Annotated in this window: 11 protein-coding genes; 8 read left to right on the top strand and 3 right to left on the bottom strand. The window is 70.6% G+C overall.

Annotated features, from left to right (window positions below):
• Positions 1–19 precede the first annotated feature (19 nt).
• Positions 20–1234, bottom strand: coding sequence for a hypothetical protein (locus tag ABZ260_RS04580; RefSeq protein ID WP_355612976.1), 1215 nt, complete (start codon positions 1232–1234; stop codon positions 20–22).
• A 112-nt stretch (positions 1235–1346) separates the two neighbouring features.
• Here ABZ260_RS04580 and ABZ260_RS04575 point away from each other — a divergent pair, with 112 nt between their 5' ends.
• Positions 1347–2315 (top strand): 4-hydroxy-3-methylbut-2-enyl diphosphate reductase, encoded by a 969-nt coding sequence (locus ABZ260_RS04575; RefSeq protein WP_355550725.1) that lies wholly within the window; start codon positions 1347–1349, stop codon positions 2313–2315.
• 102 nt (positions 2316–2417) lie between these two features.
• Here ABZ260_RS04575 and ABZ260_RS04570 read toward each other — a convergent pair whose 3' ends face one another.
• Positions 2418–2942 carry a DUF6542 domain-containing protein gene (locus ABZ260_RS04570; protein WP_355612973.1) on the bottom strand — a complete coding sequence of 175 codons (525 nt, stop codon included), beginning with the start codon at positions 2940–2942 and terminating at the stop codon, positions 2418–2420.
• Positions 2943–3070: 128 nt separating this feature from the next.
• Positions 3071–4375, bottom strand: coding sequence for a DNA recombination protein RmuC (locus tag ABZ260_RS04565; RefSeq protein WP_355613033.1), 1305 nt, complete (start codon positions 4373–4375; stop codon positions 3071–3073).
• Between the two features lie 246 nt (positions 4376–4621).
• Here ABZ260_RS04565 and ychF point away from each other — a divergent pair, with 246 nt between their 5' ends.
• From ychF to ABZ260_RS04530, 7 genes are all read left to right on the top strand, one after another.
• Complete coding sequence (ychF, locus tag ABZ260_RS04560) at positions 4622–5710, top strand: redox-regulated ATPase YchF (protein ID WP_355612970.1); 1089 nt, start codon at positions 4622–4624, stop codon at positions 5708–5710.
• A gap of 305 nt (positions 5711–6015) precedes the next feature.
• Positions 6016–6705: a hypothetical protein gene (locus tag ABZ260_RS04555; protein ID WP_355612964.1), complete on the top strand. Its 690-nt coding sequence runs from the start codon at positions 6016–6018 to the stop codon at positions 6703–6705.
• A 451-nt stretch (positions 6706–7156) separates the two neighbouring features.
• Positions 7157–8188, top strand: a complete 1032-nt coding sequence (locus ABZ260_RS04550) for a conjugal transfer protein (RefSeq protein WP_355612961.1) — start codon at positions 7157–7159, stop codon at positions 8186–8188.
• Positions 8189–8339: 151 nt separating this feature from the next.
• A complete protein-coding gene (locus tag ABZ260_RS04545) occupies positions 8340–8615 on the top strand; it encodes a hypothetical protein (protein WP_037970213.1) in 276 nt (91 codons plus the stop codon).
• Positions 8616–8662: 47 nt separating this feature from the next.
• Positions 8663–11062 carry a TcpE family conjugal transfer membrane protein gene (locus ABZ260_RS04540; protein WP_355612958.1) on the top strand — a complete coding sequence of 800 codons (2400 nt, stop codon included), beginning with the start codon at positions 8663–8665 and terminating at the stop codon, positions 11060–11062.
• 106 nt (positions 11063–11168) lie between these two features.
• On the top strand, positions 11169–13661 hold the full coding sequence (locus ABZ260_RS04535) for an ATP-binding protein (RefSeq protein ID WP_355612954.1): 2493 nt from the start codon (positions 11169–11171) through the stop codon (positions 13659–13661).
• On the top strand, positions 13658–15186 hold a 1529-nt coding region (locus tag ABZ260_RS04530), incomplete at its 3' end, for a type IV secretion system protein (protein ID WP_355612950.1). The genes ABZ260_RS04535 and ABZ260_RS04530, both read left to right, overlap by 4 nt.

Raw genomic sequence — 15186 nt, 5'->3', positions numbered from 1 at the left:
GCCTACGCGCCGGAGGCGACTATTCCGCGGCCGCCAGCTTGGCCAGGCGGTTCTCGTACATCCGTACGACGGCCTCGCGGTCTGCGGTGGCGCGCTCGTAGGCGAGCAGCTCCCGGATCTGCTCGGACGTCCTGCCGCGCATCCGCGCCCGCAGCGACGCGACGGTCAGCTCCGCGTAGCCGGGCAGCGGCTCGGCCGCCTCGGGTGCCGCGACCCTGGTCTCGGTCACCTCGACCGCCGCAGCGTCGGTGCTCTCGGGCTTCGCGGTCTCGACCCGCTCGACCTCGACCTGCACCGCCGCGGGCGTCTCGACGGGGGCACCGCTCTCCGCCACCGGGGTCGCCGGGGCGGCGGCCTTGGCGGTCTTGCGTGCCCTGGTCGTCCTGGCCTTCGGGGCGGCCTTGGGGGCGGCGGCCTCGGACTCCACGGACTCCACGGACTCCACGGACTCGGCGGCCTTGGCCTTGGCCCGGGTGGCCCTGGGCTTCTTCGCGGCGGGGGCCTCGGCGACCGGGGTTTCCACGACCTTCGTTTCGGTGGCGGGGGCCTCCGCGACCTCGGGCTCGACGGTGGCGGCGGGGGTTCCGGCGGCCTCCGGCTCGACGGTGGCCGGGGTTTCCACGGTCTTCGCCGCGGTGGCGGGGGCCTCCGTGACTTCCGGCTCGACGGCGACTTCCGGCTCGACGGCGGCCGGGGTCTTGGCGGCCTCTGCCTCGGTGGTGGCCTGGGCCTCCCTGGTGGAGGGCTCCGCGATGGGGGCCTCGGCGGGCTTGGGCTCGGCGGCCTTGGGCTCCGGGGCGGTGGCCGGCGCCTCGGTGGCGGCCGGGGTCTCGACGGCCTCGGTCTTGGCCTCGGTGGCGGAGGGCTCCGCCGCCTTGGGCTTGGCGGGGCTGAAGATGACCGGCTCGCGGGTGGTCCTGGCGCCGTTGCTCTCGGCGGCGGTCGCCTTGTCCGCGGCCTTCTCCGGGCGCGGCGCGAAGATGACGGGCGCGCGGCGGGCGGGCTTCTCCACCTGCTCCGCGGCCTTCTCAGCGGTCTCCGCCGACTGGCCGCCGACCGTCTCGGGGGACCCGTCGGGCTCTTCTCCCTGGCCGGAGGTACCCTTGATCTTGGACCGCACGCGGTCGCCGAGGAGCAGGGCCTGGCCCACCCCGCTCAGCGCGGTCTGCAGCATGTGCAGCGGCAGGTCTTTCGCCTTCTGTGTGACATTGCGGATCATGTCGGGGACTGACATATCGTCTCCCTGGGAGGTCTGTATCGAGAAAGGCTAGTGTGGCAAGACTGTGCCGCATGAGCTTGTGGGACGTATGGGCTGTCTCGCGGGCGTCTCCACGTAGCATAAGAGCATGACTTCCAAGACCTCCGCGACCCGACGCGTACTGGTGGCGAAGCCCCGCGGTTACTGCGCGGGGGTCGATCGCGCCGTGCAGGCCGTGGAGAAGGCGCTGGAGCAGTACGGTGCCCCGATCTACGTCCGTAAGCAGATCGTCCACAACACCCACGTGGTCAAGACGCTGGAGGCGCGCGGAGCGATCTTCGTCGAGGAGACCGAGCAGGTGCCCGAGGGGGCCATCGTGGTCTTCTCCGCCCACGGCGTCTCACCGGCGGTCCACCAGGAGGCCGCCCGGCGCAGCCTCAAGACGATCGACGCCACCTGCCCGCTGGTGACCAAGGTGCACAACGAGGCCAGGCGCTTCGCCTCCCAGGACTACGACATCCTCCTCATCGGCCACGAGGGTCACGAGGAGGTCGAGGGCACCGCGGGCGAGGCACCCGACCACATCCAGCTCGTCGACGGTCTGGAGTCGGTCGGCGCCGTGCGGGTCAAGGACCCCGAGCGGCTGGTCTGGCTGTCGCAGACCACGCTCTCCGTGGACGAGACGGTCGAGACGGTCTCCCGGCTCAAGGAGCGCTTCCCGAACCTGATCGACCCGCCGAGCGACGACATCTGCTACGCCACCCAGAACCGCCAGGTCGCCGTCAAGGAGATCGCCGCACAGGCGGAGCTGGTCATCGTGGTCGGCTCGGAGAACTCCTCCAACTCCAAGCGGCTGGTCGAGGTCGCCCTCGACCACGGGGCCGACGCCTCCTACCTCGTCGACGACGCCTCGCTCATCGAGGACGCCTGGCTCGACGGTGTCACCACGGTCGGCGTGACGAGCGGCGCCTCGGTGCCGGAGGAGCTCGTCACCGAAGTCCTGGCCCGCCTCGCCGGGCATGGCTTCGAGGACGTCGAAGAGGTCGAGTCCGTCCAGGAGAGCGTGCGCTTCGCGCTCCCGCACGAGCTGCGCAAGGACCTGCGCGCCACGGTCTGACCACACCGCTGTTCGCGGAGTTCCGCCGCCGCTACGGGCATGATGCCGCCCCCGGCCCGTTGCGGCCGGCCATGGCCGGTTGTGAGATCTCCTGCCCGGCGGTTACGAGCCCTCGCGCGGTGTGCCGTACACCTTGGGCTCGAAGTACCCCTCGGGCTCGGGGGCGAAGGCGGAGTCGCCGCTCCTCGGCGCGGGAACGGAGGCCTTGCCGACCCTGAGCTCGTCGCGCAGCTCACGGACGCAGCGGGTCAGACCGCGGCGCCAGGCGATGACCAGCACCAGGAGCGAGCCGCCGAACAGCCACGGGGCGCCCTGCGAGAGCGCGGTGTACATGCCCAGACCGAAGGCCTGGATGGGCGTGGACGCGAACAGGGAACGGACCGCCTCGATGAGCACGGTGGTCACGAAGAAGACCAGAGGCGGAGAGACCGCCAGCGACAGCAGGTCCCTGCGGTTCACCAGCACCGTCGCGGCCACGCAGCCGGCCACGAACGCCGCCCCGGTCAGCGCCGCCACCCCGAACAGCGCCTGCAGCACGCTGCCCACCAGCGTGGACGCCAGCACGAGGGCCAGCGCGCCCCGGACGGTCAGCCGGATGCCGCCGGCGGCCCGGCCAAGTTCACTCATATGATCACCCCGCCGGCCGGCTGTACGCCGCCTCGCTCGTCCACCACTCGCCCCCCATGACCTCGGCCCCCACGTCGTCAACTCCGTCGCCTCCAGTGTCCGGCCGTCGGCGCCTTGGGAGAACAGTTTCAGGGCAGGTCGTTGGCCAACCTACCGTTCAGGCGGGATACGAGAGGCGAGCTTGGCTCCTCTTCCGCGAGCAGTTCCGGCGAGGTCAGCGCGCGTGGCAGGTCCTCGATCGCCTGCGGCCTGTCCAGATCGGTCTCGACCAGTCCCAGATCGTTTAGTTTGCGTGCGCTCACCAGCACCCGGGTCTCCAGCGAGCCGACAGTCCTGTTGTACGACTCCACGGCCCGGTTCAGCGAGCGGCCCAGAGCGTCGACGTTACGCCCCATGCTGCTCAGCCGCTCGTACAGCTCCTTGCCGACCTCGAAGATCGCCCGCGCGTTCTCGCTGAGCGCGGCCTGCTGCCAGGCGTACTGCGCGGTGCGGAGCATGGTGATCAGCGTGGTGGGGGTGGCGATGTGGACCCGCCGCCGCATGGCGTACTCCAGCAGGGCGGGGTCGCGCTCCAGCGCCGGGGCGAGGAACGCCTCGCCGGGGATGAACAGCACCATGAACTCCGGTGCCGGGCTGAACGCCTGCCAGTAGGTCTTGGAAGCCAGCCGGTCCACGTGCTCGCGCACGTGACGGGAGTGGGAGTCGAGCCGGGCCGACTGGTGGTCGGGGTCGGCCGACTCGGCGGCCTCCAGGTAGGCGGCGAGGGAGACCTTGGAGTCGACCACGATGTTCTTGCCGCCGGCCAGCCGTACCACCATGTCGGGCCGTAGCACGCCGTCCGGCGTGGTGATGCTCACCTGCTCGTCGAAGTCGCAGAACCGCTGCATCCCGGCGATCTCGGCGACCCTGCGGAGCTGGAGCTCTCCCCACCGGCCCCGGGCCTCGGGGCGCTGCAGGGCCCGTACCAGGGAGCTCGTCTGGGCGCGGAGCTGCTCGTTGCTCTCGCGGACGACGTCGATGTGCTTGGCCAGCTCCGCGTGGGCGGCCCGCTGGCCCGTCTGCGTGTCGCGCAGCTGCGTCTCGACGCGGGCCAGGGTGTCCTTCAACGGCTCGATCAGGTGCTCGACCGCCTGCTTGCGCTGCTCCAGCTCACCGGCCGCCTCGGCCCGGTTGGCGGCCAGCCTCGTCTCGGCCAGCTCCAGGAACCGCAGGTTGTTGACGTCGAGCGCCCGGCTCGACAGGGCCTGGAACCGCTCGGAGAGCTGCTCCTCGATGTAGACGACCTTCTCCTCGGCGATCTTCGCGCGGGCCTCGGCGTCGGCCAGACGCGCGATGACGTCGGCGGCTCCCGAGGAGGCGCGCGCCCGGCCCAGCAGGAAGCCGATCGCGAGCCCCGCGGCGAGACCCACCGCGAGCTGGAAGGAGAGCGCCATGACGTCCACCCCGGCATGATTCCAGGCCCGGTCACTCCTGGCGCGCCGACACGCCTTCCGAAGGCGCCCGGGGCCGGACGGGGAGCTGCGGAATCGTGTCCGAACCTGGCCGAACCGGGGAGAGTCACCTGGACGGCTCCGATCGGTGCCGAACCACCGGCGGCGGGCGCCTGAACGGGATGTCCATCACCCTGTGACCTGCCCGTGGCAGGTAGCAGTGGGTCATTCCGCGTAAACTCGGCTCACGTGAGCCTGAGCATCGGCATCGTCGGATTGCCCAACGTCGGCAAGTCAACGCTTTTCAACGCGCTGACGAAGACCGCCAACGCCCTGGCGGCGAACTACCCGTTCGCCACCATCGAGCCCAACGTGGGCATCGTCGGCGTTCCCGACCCACGTCTTGAGAAGCTGGCCGAGATCTTCGGGTCCGCGAAGATCCTGCCGGCGAAGGTGGAGTTCGTGGACATCGCCGGGCTGGTCCGCGGCGCCTCGGAGGGACAGGGGCGGGGTAACCAGTTCCTCGCCAACATCCGCGACACCGATGCGATCTGCCAGGTCATCCGGGTCTTCAACGACCCCGACGTGACCCACGTGGACGGCGACGTCGCCCCCGGGCGCGACATCGAGACGATCAACACCGAGCTGATCCTCGCCGACCTGCAGACCCTGGAGAAGGCGATTCCCCGCCTCCAGAAGGAGTCTCGGACCAACAAGGACCGCAAGTCCGCGCTGGACGCGGCGGAGGCGGCCTTCAAGCTCCTCGACGGCGGCACCACCCTGTACGCCGGAGCCTCCGGTGCCGGGATCGACCCGAAGGAACTGCGCGAGCTGCACCTGCTGACCGCCAAGCCCTTCCTGTACGTCTTCAACCTCGACGCGGACGAGCTGGTGGACGAGGAGCTCAGGGCCCGGCTCTCGGCGCTCGTCGCACCGGCCGAGGCCGTCTTCCTCGACGCGAAGATCGAGTCCGAGCTCGTCGAGCTCGACGACTCCGAGGCGCTGGAGCTCCTGCAGTCCGTCGGCCAGGAGGAGTCGGGCCTGGCCCAGCTGGCCAGGGTGGGCTTCGAGACCCTGGGCCTGCAGACCTACCTGACCGCCGGCCCCAAGGAGACCAGGGCCTGGACGATCTCCAAGGGCGCCACCGCCCCCGAGGCGGCCGGGGTCATCCACACCGACTTCCAGCGCGGCTTCATCAAGGCCGAGATCGTCTCCTTCGGCGAGCTGGTGGAGACCGGCTCCATCGCCGCCGCCCGCCAGGCCGGCAAGGCCCGCATCGAGGGCAAGGACTACGTCATGCGCGACGGCGACGTGGTGGAGTTCCGCTTCAACGTCTGACCGATCCGCGTTCCCCGGGCCAAGGAGACCTCCTGTCTCCTTGGCCCGTGGTGTTTTCACCCCGCCTCTGTCGTCACCTCGCCGGCGCGGGTGCTTTTCAGGTGGCGCTCTTCGGCGGGCAGGCGATCCGTACGTCGGCCACCGCTCTTCTTCTCGGGCCGCCCAGCCGATCATCTAAGAGCTCTACTCCAAAAAGAGAGCACTGCTCTTGACATCGCTGCTCATATAAAAGAGCATTGCTCTCGAATTGGGGCACCGTTCTGATCGGGCCGAGTGCCTCTTCCACCTGTGATTCGGAGAGCCTCGTGAACACCGGCAGTTTCGCCCCTCTCACCGGCCGGGCACGGCCGAGCGCCCTGTCCTTCGCGATGGCGGGCGCCCTCTTCCTGCTGTATCCGGTGGTTCGGCCGTACAGCGACGAGACGACGCTGCGCGGTGCGGAGGCGATGGCGTCCGGCGCCTGGATCGCGGCGCACCTGTTCGCGGTGGGCGGTTTCATCCTCCTCACCCTGGGCCTGCTGGGCCTGCGCACCGTGCTGAGGGACCGGCTCGCCTCGGGCGCGGTCGTGGTGACCTGGACAGGGGTGGGGCTCACCCTGCCGTACTACGGAGCCGAGGTCTTCGGGCTGAACGCCATCGCGCAGCGAGCCCTGCAGGAGCAGGATCCCGGGCTACTGGAACTGGCCGAGGTGATCCGTCTCGGGGCGGCCTCGGGTGCCATGTTCGTCGCCGGGCTCCTGCTGCTGGCAGCCGGTTCGATCCTGGCCGCCGTCGCCGTCCGGCGGTCCGGCACCCTGCCCCGGTGGAGCGGGGTCCCGCTCGCTCTTGGTTTCGCCCTCTTCCTCCCGCAGTTCTTCGGCACCCCGGCGCTCAGGATCGCGCACGGCGCGCTGATCGCGGCGGGGGCTCTCTGGCTGGCGGTGTCCCTGTGGCGTACGGCCTCGGTGACCACCTCGGAAGAGCACGAGATCGCGCAGGCCGGGTCCCTTCGCTGATCGAAGCCGGCCCGCGGAACCGATGGCGCGCGTACGGGCCGGCCTCATCGGATCAGGTGTCGCTGTCTCTGTCGGGTAGGCAGGGCGTCGAAGGCGGACGAGGGGCCGCGAGGGTGGGCTATTCCGGTGGGTGTGACACTGGGTGACGCATTTCGTGTTAAATGCGCAGGTCGCGACAGTCCGGGGACCGTCTAGTTAGCAATGCGTGGCGTTTGAGTAATCGACCCATGCGTTGGCCAGGGGTAATGCGCTTTTCATTGGGCATCGGCGGCATCGCCGGTCTCGCCGGGGTTCCAGACCGGGTTTGCTCAGTCATCACGATGCCTGCAGCATAGGCGTGGCTTTCCTGGAAGAATCGGCGGGGCGGCTAGAGTAAGTGCGTCACCATGGCCAACGGGATCGGCGGCGATACGACACCGTGCGGCCGAGGATTGACGCGAGCGGAGGCGTGATGGCTCGAAGGTCGACGGTCCAGCGTGATCCCCGGATCGCTGGCGACCCTGAGCTGTCGGCATACCCGGACTTCCCCGACGACCCCGATCTCGGACGCGCCCCGGCGCGCGGGCGGGGCACGTCGCGTGGCCGCTGGTCCGGTGGAGGCGGTCGCTGGCTGGTGTGGACCGGCCGCGCCGTGCTCTGGGCGCTGATAGTCGTCATCGTGGTGAACGGGGTCCGCGCGCCCTTCGAGCGCTTCACCCAGCAGAACGCCCCCTCGGGCGCGGCACCCGCCTCCGACAACGGGTTCCCCGCCGACCAGGGGTCCGCCTTCGCGACCCAGTTCGCCGAGGTCTACCTGAACTTCGACGGGGCCCGTCTTGAGGAGAGAAGGTCGCGGCTCGCCCCCTACCTGCCCGAAGGCACGGAGCCGCAGTTCGGCTGGGACGGTTTCGGCCGGATGAGCGCCGGCGCGGTGGAACCGTACGGGATCGAGGTCGTGGACGCGGACAACGCGGTCGTCACCGTCCTCTACCAGTCGGACAACCGCCGCCAGCTCCTGTCGGTGCCCGTCTACCACGACCGGTCCACGAAGAGGTTCGTCGTCGCCGGGCGTCCGGGCATCCTGCCGGCGCCGAAGGCGGCCAACCTGCCGCCCAAGGCCGCACCCGAGCGTGATCGCGCCGCGGAGCAGGAACTGCGCACCCCGCTGGAAGACTTCTTCAAGGCCTACGCGGCGAGCGACACCGCCTCGCTGCAGCGTTACGCCGACGCCGGGATCACCCTGGAGGGATTCGGCGGCGCGTTCACCTTCCTGCAGCTCAAAGAGCTCGCCGTGCCCCTTGGAGGGGGAGCCGCCCGCGAGGTGACCGCGACGGTCCTGTGGGGGGTGCCGTCAAAGGCGCGGCAGTCCACCGACCCGGAACCCGCGGATCCCGGCCAGATGGAAGGCAAGCTCGAGCAGGCCTATCTGCTCACCGTGGTCAAGCAAGGCGACAAGTGGTTCGTCAAGGACATTCGCGGTGCGTATCGATCTGTGGCGAGGTAACGCATGATCGAATGGTGCCGGTCCACGGTGAGCAGACCCCCCCTGATCGATGAGCCGCCGGTTCGGGTTCGCGCGCGAGTGCGTCGCGGACCCGTCGCCGCCCGGGGGCCGCGATCGTGAGTACGGAGGACAAGAAGTGATTCTCAAGACCATGCTGCTGAGCGCCATGGAGTTCGCTCAGCCCACAGCCCCTCCGGCAGGCGTCAACACAGAAGGCCTCGCTGACTTCCTCCGCAGTTTCTTCGCACCGCTCTTCCTCGTCATCGTCTCGGTGGTGGCCCTCTTCTTCCTCTTCACCCGTGAGATCACCAGATTCGTTCAGTTCATCATCCTGGCGATCGCCATCGGAGTGATCTTCTACGTGCCGAACATCATCGAGGTGACTGCCAAGGCGATCGCGGGCGCACTGGGCATCTCGGGGGGTTGAGACCGCCTCCAAACGGTCAAACAAGGAGAGGCGGAGAGGAGGATCACGTGGACTTGCCCACGTACACCAATATCTGGAGGATTGAGAAGCGGCTCTACAAGCTGTACGACCTACGGCTGCCGACGCCGCTCCCGATCGTCTGGATCGGTGGGTTCGTGGGAGTGCTGGCCCCGTGGTCGCTCCTGCTCTACCTGCTCGGCCTGCCCTTCGCGGCCCCCTGGCACGTGCTCTACCTGGTGCCACCCGGTGTCGTCACCTGGCTCTCCACCCGGCCGGTGATCGAGAGCAAGCGGCTCACCGAGCTGCTCCAGTCGCAGATGCGTTACATGGGCGAGCCGCGCACCTGGTGCCGGATGGCTCCCATCTCCGAGCCCGCCGAGGTCGCGCTGAACGGCCGGGTCTGGCGGGCCGCGCCGCAGCCCGCCTCGGTCCGGGTCAAGGCGTCGCGCAAGGCCCGCCACGCCCAGTCCAAGCGCGCCGCCGCACGCTCGCGCGAGGTGCGTCCAGCCGTGGCCGCCGCGGCGGCCGCCGCCGCCACCGCCCCGGTCGCCCGCGAGCGCGTCGCCTGGGGCGAGGCCCGCGCACTCCGTCAGGGCACCGCCCCGGCCCTCGCCCAGACCGAGGCCGTCCGGCCGACCCCGGTCGCCGTCCCCGTCCTGTCCGCGGTGCCCCGCGCCTCGCTGCCCGTCGTGCCCCCGGAGCCGGCTCCCGCCGAGACCGTCGCCTCCCTGCCGGATACGCCGGTCCCGGGCCCGTCCTCGCGGCCGACCGCCGACGGCTCCGCCGGTCGGCCCAAGACCCGGCAGGACCGTCCTCCCGTGCGGGAGGACGCCGAGGACACTCCGGCGACGCCCGACACGCCGGACACACCCGAGGCTCCGGCCGCTCCGATCAGCACCGAGGCGCTGCGGCGGCTGCGCAGGCTCGCCGCCTCCGCCGAGGCACAGCGCGCCGCCGCCCCGCCCGAGCAGCCCGCCTCTCCCGAGCCCGAGGCGTCTCCGGAGATCTCCGTGCCCGCCTCGCGCTCTCCCGTCCGGGAGCGTCCCGAGGCCCCGGCCGTGCCGCCGCCCTCGCCCTCGGCTCCGGAGCCGGCCCGGGGGGAGACCCCCGCCAAGGGCCGTACGGTGCCCGCCGAGAGGCCGGCCGTCGTGCCCGACCCCGTGGAGAAGCCCTCCACCCCGACCGTTCCGTCCTTCGTGCCCAGGTTCGTCGGACCGGCGCCGGCAGGACGCCGTGACGCTGAGGCGGCCGAACTCTCGCCGGACGACAGGAGCGCCCGGCGCGAGCACCGCAGGGGGCGGCCCACGCCGATCGGCCGGGCGGCCGACACCGCGAAGGCATGGCCGCCCGAGCGGCCCGCCGGGACGCAGGCGGGTCCCGGCATCCCGGGGGACACCGGCGTCCAGACAGGTGCCGGCATGTCGATCCGCGCGGTCCCCTCGGGAGCGGCGAAGGCCGATCCGGTGGCCCCCGTGGTGCCGGTGCCCACCTCCTCGGCCGGCGAGGCGGGGGCCAGGGTCCGCCGGGTGGAGTCGGTGGTCGGCCGGGACTCCTCGGGCGGCTGGCGGCGGCTGGCCCAGGTGGTGATCGGGCCCGGGGGCGGCCGTACGGACGGCTCGGAGATCGACGAGGCGCGGGCCAGGGCGGTGTTCAGCGGCAGCCGCCGGGTGGTGGTGCTGGGATGCACCGGCGGTGCCGGGCAGACCACGACCGCGCTCATGCTCGGCCACACCCTCGCCCGCTACCGGGAGGACCGGATTCTCGCGGTCGACGCCAGCACCGGCTCGCACGCCCTGTCCAGCCGGATCCAGGGCGAGTCGCCCGAGACCCTGAGCTCCCTGCTCGCCGGCCTCGACAACGTCCAGGGATACCTGGGCATGCGCGCCTACACCAGCCGTTGTGCCTCGGGGCTGGAGGTTCTCGCCGGGGACACCGACGCCGGTGCCGAGCAGCGCCTGTCCGACCGCACGCTCTTCTCCGACCGGCGGCTCGGCCAGACGATGGACACGCTCGACCGGTACTACAAGATGATCGTCATGGACCCGGCGGCGGCCTTGGCCGCGCGGGTGCTCCCCTACGCGGACCAACTCGTCCTCGTCGTCCCGGCCAGTGAGGACGGGCCCGACGCGGTGGCCATGACCTACGAGTGGCTCGACGGGCACGGCTGCGCCGACCTCCGTCGCCGGGCGGTCATGGTCGTCAACGGGGTGAGCCGCCGCAGCATGGAGGACGTGGAGCAGGCGGAGGCGGTCGCGCGGGGCAGGTGCCGGGCGATCGTCAGGGTCCCCTGGGAGGACGCGCTGGCTCCCGGCAGGGCCGATCGGGTGGAACCGTCCCACCTGAGGGCGCCGGGCCGCCGGGCGTACCTGGCCCTGGCGGGTGTCGTGGTGGCGGGCTTCGGAACGGTGCAGGCGGGTCGACCCAGCGAGGAGGAACTAGCTCAGTGATCCCCCGGGCGCGAGAAGACGTGGTGAACGGGCGTGGCGAGGTGCGGGTGCGCGGGCGGGCCGGAGGCCGTGCAGGCAGGGCCGTACGACCGGTAGGTGAGGGCCTGTGAGTCGTGCGTCCCGAGCGCGCAGCCGCCTCGCCGTCCGGTATTTCGACGACCGGATCCTGCTGACCGACTCGTCGGTCTGGGCCTATTTCAGGCTTCCCACCGTGAGCTACGAGTTCATCACTCCCGAGGAGCGGGAGGCGCTGGCCACCAACATCACGATCGCGCTGGCCGCCATCCGGATGCCGGACGCCGAGGTGCACCTGCGGGTGGCGCACCGCACCTACCCGGCCGCCGAATGGGCGATGGCGCTGAACGCCACCTCCGACGAGGGCCCCGGCTGGCGTGACTACCTGGAGGACATGTACCGGCACGTCTGGGCCAAGGACTTCTGGACCAAGGAGGTCTACCTCGGCGTGCGGCTCGGCACGCGCGGCAGGCAACTGGGCGCCGGGGTCCTCTCCCAGCTCTTCGGCTTCTACCAGCGCAGCGAGAAGGCCCTGGGCATCGAGGACGACCACGTCCCCAAGGCGGAGATCGCCAAGTGGTCCGAGCAGGCTGAGCGGCTGGGCAGGGCGCTGTCGGCCAGCGCCCTGTACGCCAGGCACGCCAGCTCCGTCGAGCTCGCCTGGCTGTTCCAGCACGCCACGACCGGCTCTCTCGGCGACCCTCCGGCCTCGGCCAGCCCCAAACGGCGGTGGGGGCAGGGGGAGATCGAGTCCCTGGTCGAGGGGCAGATCCACAACGGCAGGGCGCTGCTCCGGATCGAGCAGCCGCACGGTGACTCATACGTGGCGCACATGTCCTTCGCCCGTTTCCCCGACCTGATGCCCTTCCCCGACGGCGAGCCCTGGATGCACTTCGCCGACCAGCTGCCCTTCCCGGTGGAGATCAGTTCGAGGATGCGGCTGATCCCGCCGGTCAAGGCGAGCAAGGACGTGGCGCGCCAGCTCGCCCACGCCCGTGACATGGACATCCACATCCGCGAGGCCGGGGCGGAGGCGCCGCTGGCCCTGGCCGAGCAGATCGACGCGGCCCGGATGCTGGAGCACGGCATCACCAAGGAGCGCCTGCCGTTCGTGTACGGCTGGCACCGGCTGATCGTGTCGGCCCCGACCGAGGAGATCTGCGTGCAGCGGGTCGAGGCGGTCGTGGAGCACTACCGCGACATGGGCATCGACATCGTCAACTCCACCGGCGACCAGTTCTCGCTGTTCTGCGAGACGCTGCCGGGCGAGCGGGTCAGGGTCAACGCCTACGCGCAGCGGCAGCCGCTGCGCACCATCGCCGGCGGCATGGCCACCGCCACCGTCGACCTGGGCGACCGGACGGACGAGGGCGGCTCGGGCTGGATGGGTCCGTACGTAGGGGAGACCCTGGGCCGGGCGCGCAGCATCGTGCACTTCGACCCGCTGGTGGCGGCGACGCGCAACCGGCCCACGGCCATCGCCATCACCGGCGAACCCGGCGGTGGCAAGACCACGCTGGCGCTGTTGATGATCTACCAGATGGCGCTGCGCGGGGTGACGGTCGCGGTCATCGACCCCAAGGGCGACGCCGACTCGCTGGTCCAGTTGCTGCGGAAACGGGGCAGGAAGGCGCGGATCATCCCGCTCGGCTCCGCGGCACCGGGCCTGCTCGACCCGTTCTCCTTCGGCGACGACCTCGCGGCCAAGAAGACGATGGCCACCGAGACCCTGCGCCTGCTGCTGCCGCGCATGTCGGAGGAGCGCGAGTCGGCGATGATCCAGGCGGTCGCCGCGGTCTCCAACGCCGAGGACCCGTCGCTGGGCAAGGTGGTCGACTTCCTGGAGCAGACGGACGACGCCGCCTCCAAGAACCTGGGCGCGGTGCTCCGCTCCATGTCCGACATGCATCTGGCCAGGCTCTGCTTCGACCCCTCGGGCGGCGACCAGATCGACACCGAGGGCTGGACCACCGTCTTCACCCTGGGCGGTCTGACGCTGCCCGACGCCTCCACCGGCCGCGACGACTACTCCTACGAGCAGCGGCTGTCGGTGGCGCTGCTCTACCTCGTCGCGCAGTTCGCGCGGGGTCTGATGAACGGCCTGGACCGGCGGACCCCCAAGGCGATCTTCCTGGACGAGGCATGGGCGATCACCTCCACTCCCGAGGGCGCCAAGCTGGTGCCCGAGGTCAGCAGGATGGGCCGCTCCCGCAACACGGCGCTGGTGCTGGTCTCGCAGAACGCCGGTGACCTGCTGAGCGAGCAGGTGACGAACTGCCTCTCCTCGGTGTTCGCGTTCCGCTCCACCGAACGGGTCGAGGTGGAGCACGTGATGGCGCTGCTCGGCGTCGAGGCGTCCGAGGAGCACAAGGCGGTGCTGCGCTCGCTCGGTAACGGTGAGTGCGTCTTCCGGGATCTGGACGGCCGAGCAGGCCGTATCGGGGTGGACCTGATCTCGGATGAGCTGCTGCGCTGGCTGGATACGAACCCTACCCACGACAAACCCGACGAGAAAGTGCATGATCTTCCTGGGGGCGACAGAGTCGATGGGCCGGGGGCTGCGGCGCTGGAGGTGCGGTCATGAAGGGCTCTCGCAAGAGGGGTTCCCGCAGGGGAAGGCTGGGCAGGCGGATCGCCATCGGGCTGGTGGCACTGGCCGCGTTCCTCGCGTTGCCAATGGTGTTCCCCGACGACGCGTCCACGGCCGTCGCAGCCGCTCCCTGCGACATGTCGCCCGACCTGTCCCCCGACATCGTCGCGGGAGGTGTGGACGGCCTGATCAAGCCGCCGGTCCCCGACTCCGCGCAGCCGGGTGCCCAGGCGGAGGTCCCCGCGGTTCAGGGCAACTACGCGACCTACGGCATGAGCGGCCAGTTCTGGCACACCCACCAGCTCGGCTGTGACGACATCGCGGCGGTGATGGGCAACGCGATGGCCAACACGGTCTTCCTGTGGGCCAAGGCGCTGGACCGGCTGACCATCACGACCTACCAGGCGGCCGCCACCGAGGGGCCGCTGGAGTCGATCAAGAACGTCGTCGACGACATCGTGGTCCGCCTGGCCGACGCCATGTACTGGCCGTACCTGCGGCCGCTGGTGATCCTCGGCGCCATCTGGCTGGCCTGGTACGGGCTGATCCGCAAGCGCGCCACCACCACCGCTGAGGGCGTCATCTGGATGGTCCTCGCGGTCACCGTGGCCGTCTGGTTCTTCAGCCGCCCCGGAGACCTCACGGGGCTGGGCAAGATCGTCACCGACAAGACCGGCGAGGTGGTCAACTCCGCCTTCTCCGGACTGCCCGGCGCGGGCGGCACCTCCTGCCTGCCGGCCAAGGGCGAGGCCAATCCACAGGTCCAGGGCGGCGGATACGGTCAGAGCGGCGTGCCAGGAGTCGAGCAGAACTCCGACGCGCTCTGGTCCACCCTGGTCTGCAAGCCGTGGCTGATGGGCCAGTTCGGCACGGCCGACGCCGACGCCCCCGTCATCAAGGCGTTCGGCGCCAAACTGCTGGAGATCCAGACGATCGACGCGACCGAGCTGAAGGCGCAGCAGGCGCCCGAAGCGGGCTTTCACCAGGCACGATACGAGACAGAGGTCGCCGACAAGCTGCAGAACACGCCGATCTTCCCCCTTTTCCAGGGCAAGGACTGGACGAACCGGCTGGGGGTCGCGATCGGCGCCTTCATGGCCGCGGTGGTCGCGGGGCTGCTGATCTTCCTGGTGGCGGTCTCGCTGCTGGTGCTCAAGGTCGGGTTCCTGCTGCTGCTGATCCTCGCGCCGGTCTTCCTGCTGATCGGCGTCCATCCGGGATCCGGGCGGATCATCGCCATGCGCTGGGTGGAGATGCTGATCGGCACATTGCTCAGGCAGGCGGTGCTGGCCCTCGTCCTGGGCGTGCTCGTGTACGGCTACGCGCTGATCATCTCCACCGCGATGCCGTGGGGCATGCAGGTCATGTTCATGGCGATCCTGACGATCGCCGTGTTCTTCTACCGGCGGCCCTTCCAGCACCTGTTCGCCTCCATGGACGGGCACACGCTCACCACCAGGATGCTCGGCGACGCGGCCACCGCGCCGACCCTGCAGCGGGCCGCGTCCGCGCTGCCGCC

This window comes from Streptosporangium sp. NPDC006013 (assembly GCF_040614275.1).
Taxonomy (GTDB): domain Bacteria; phylum Actinomycetota; class Actinomycetes; order Streptosporangiales; family Streptosporangiaceae; genus Streptosporangium.
The sequence above is the reverse complement of the archived record's forward strand: the minus strand, read 5'-3'. Positions and strand labels throughout refer to the sequence as shown.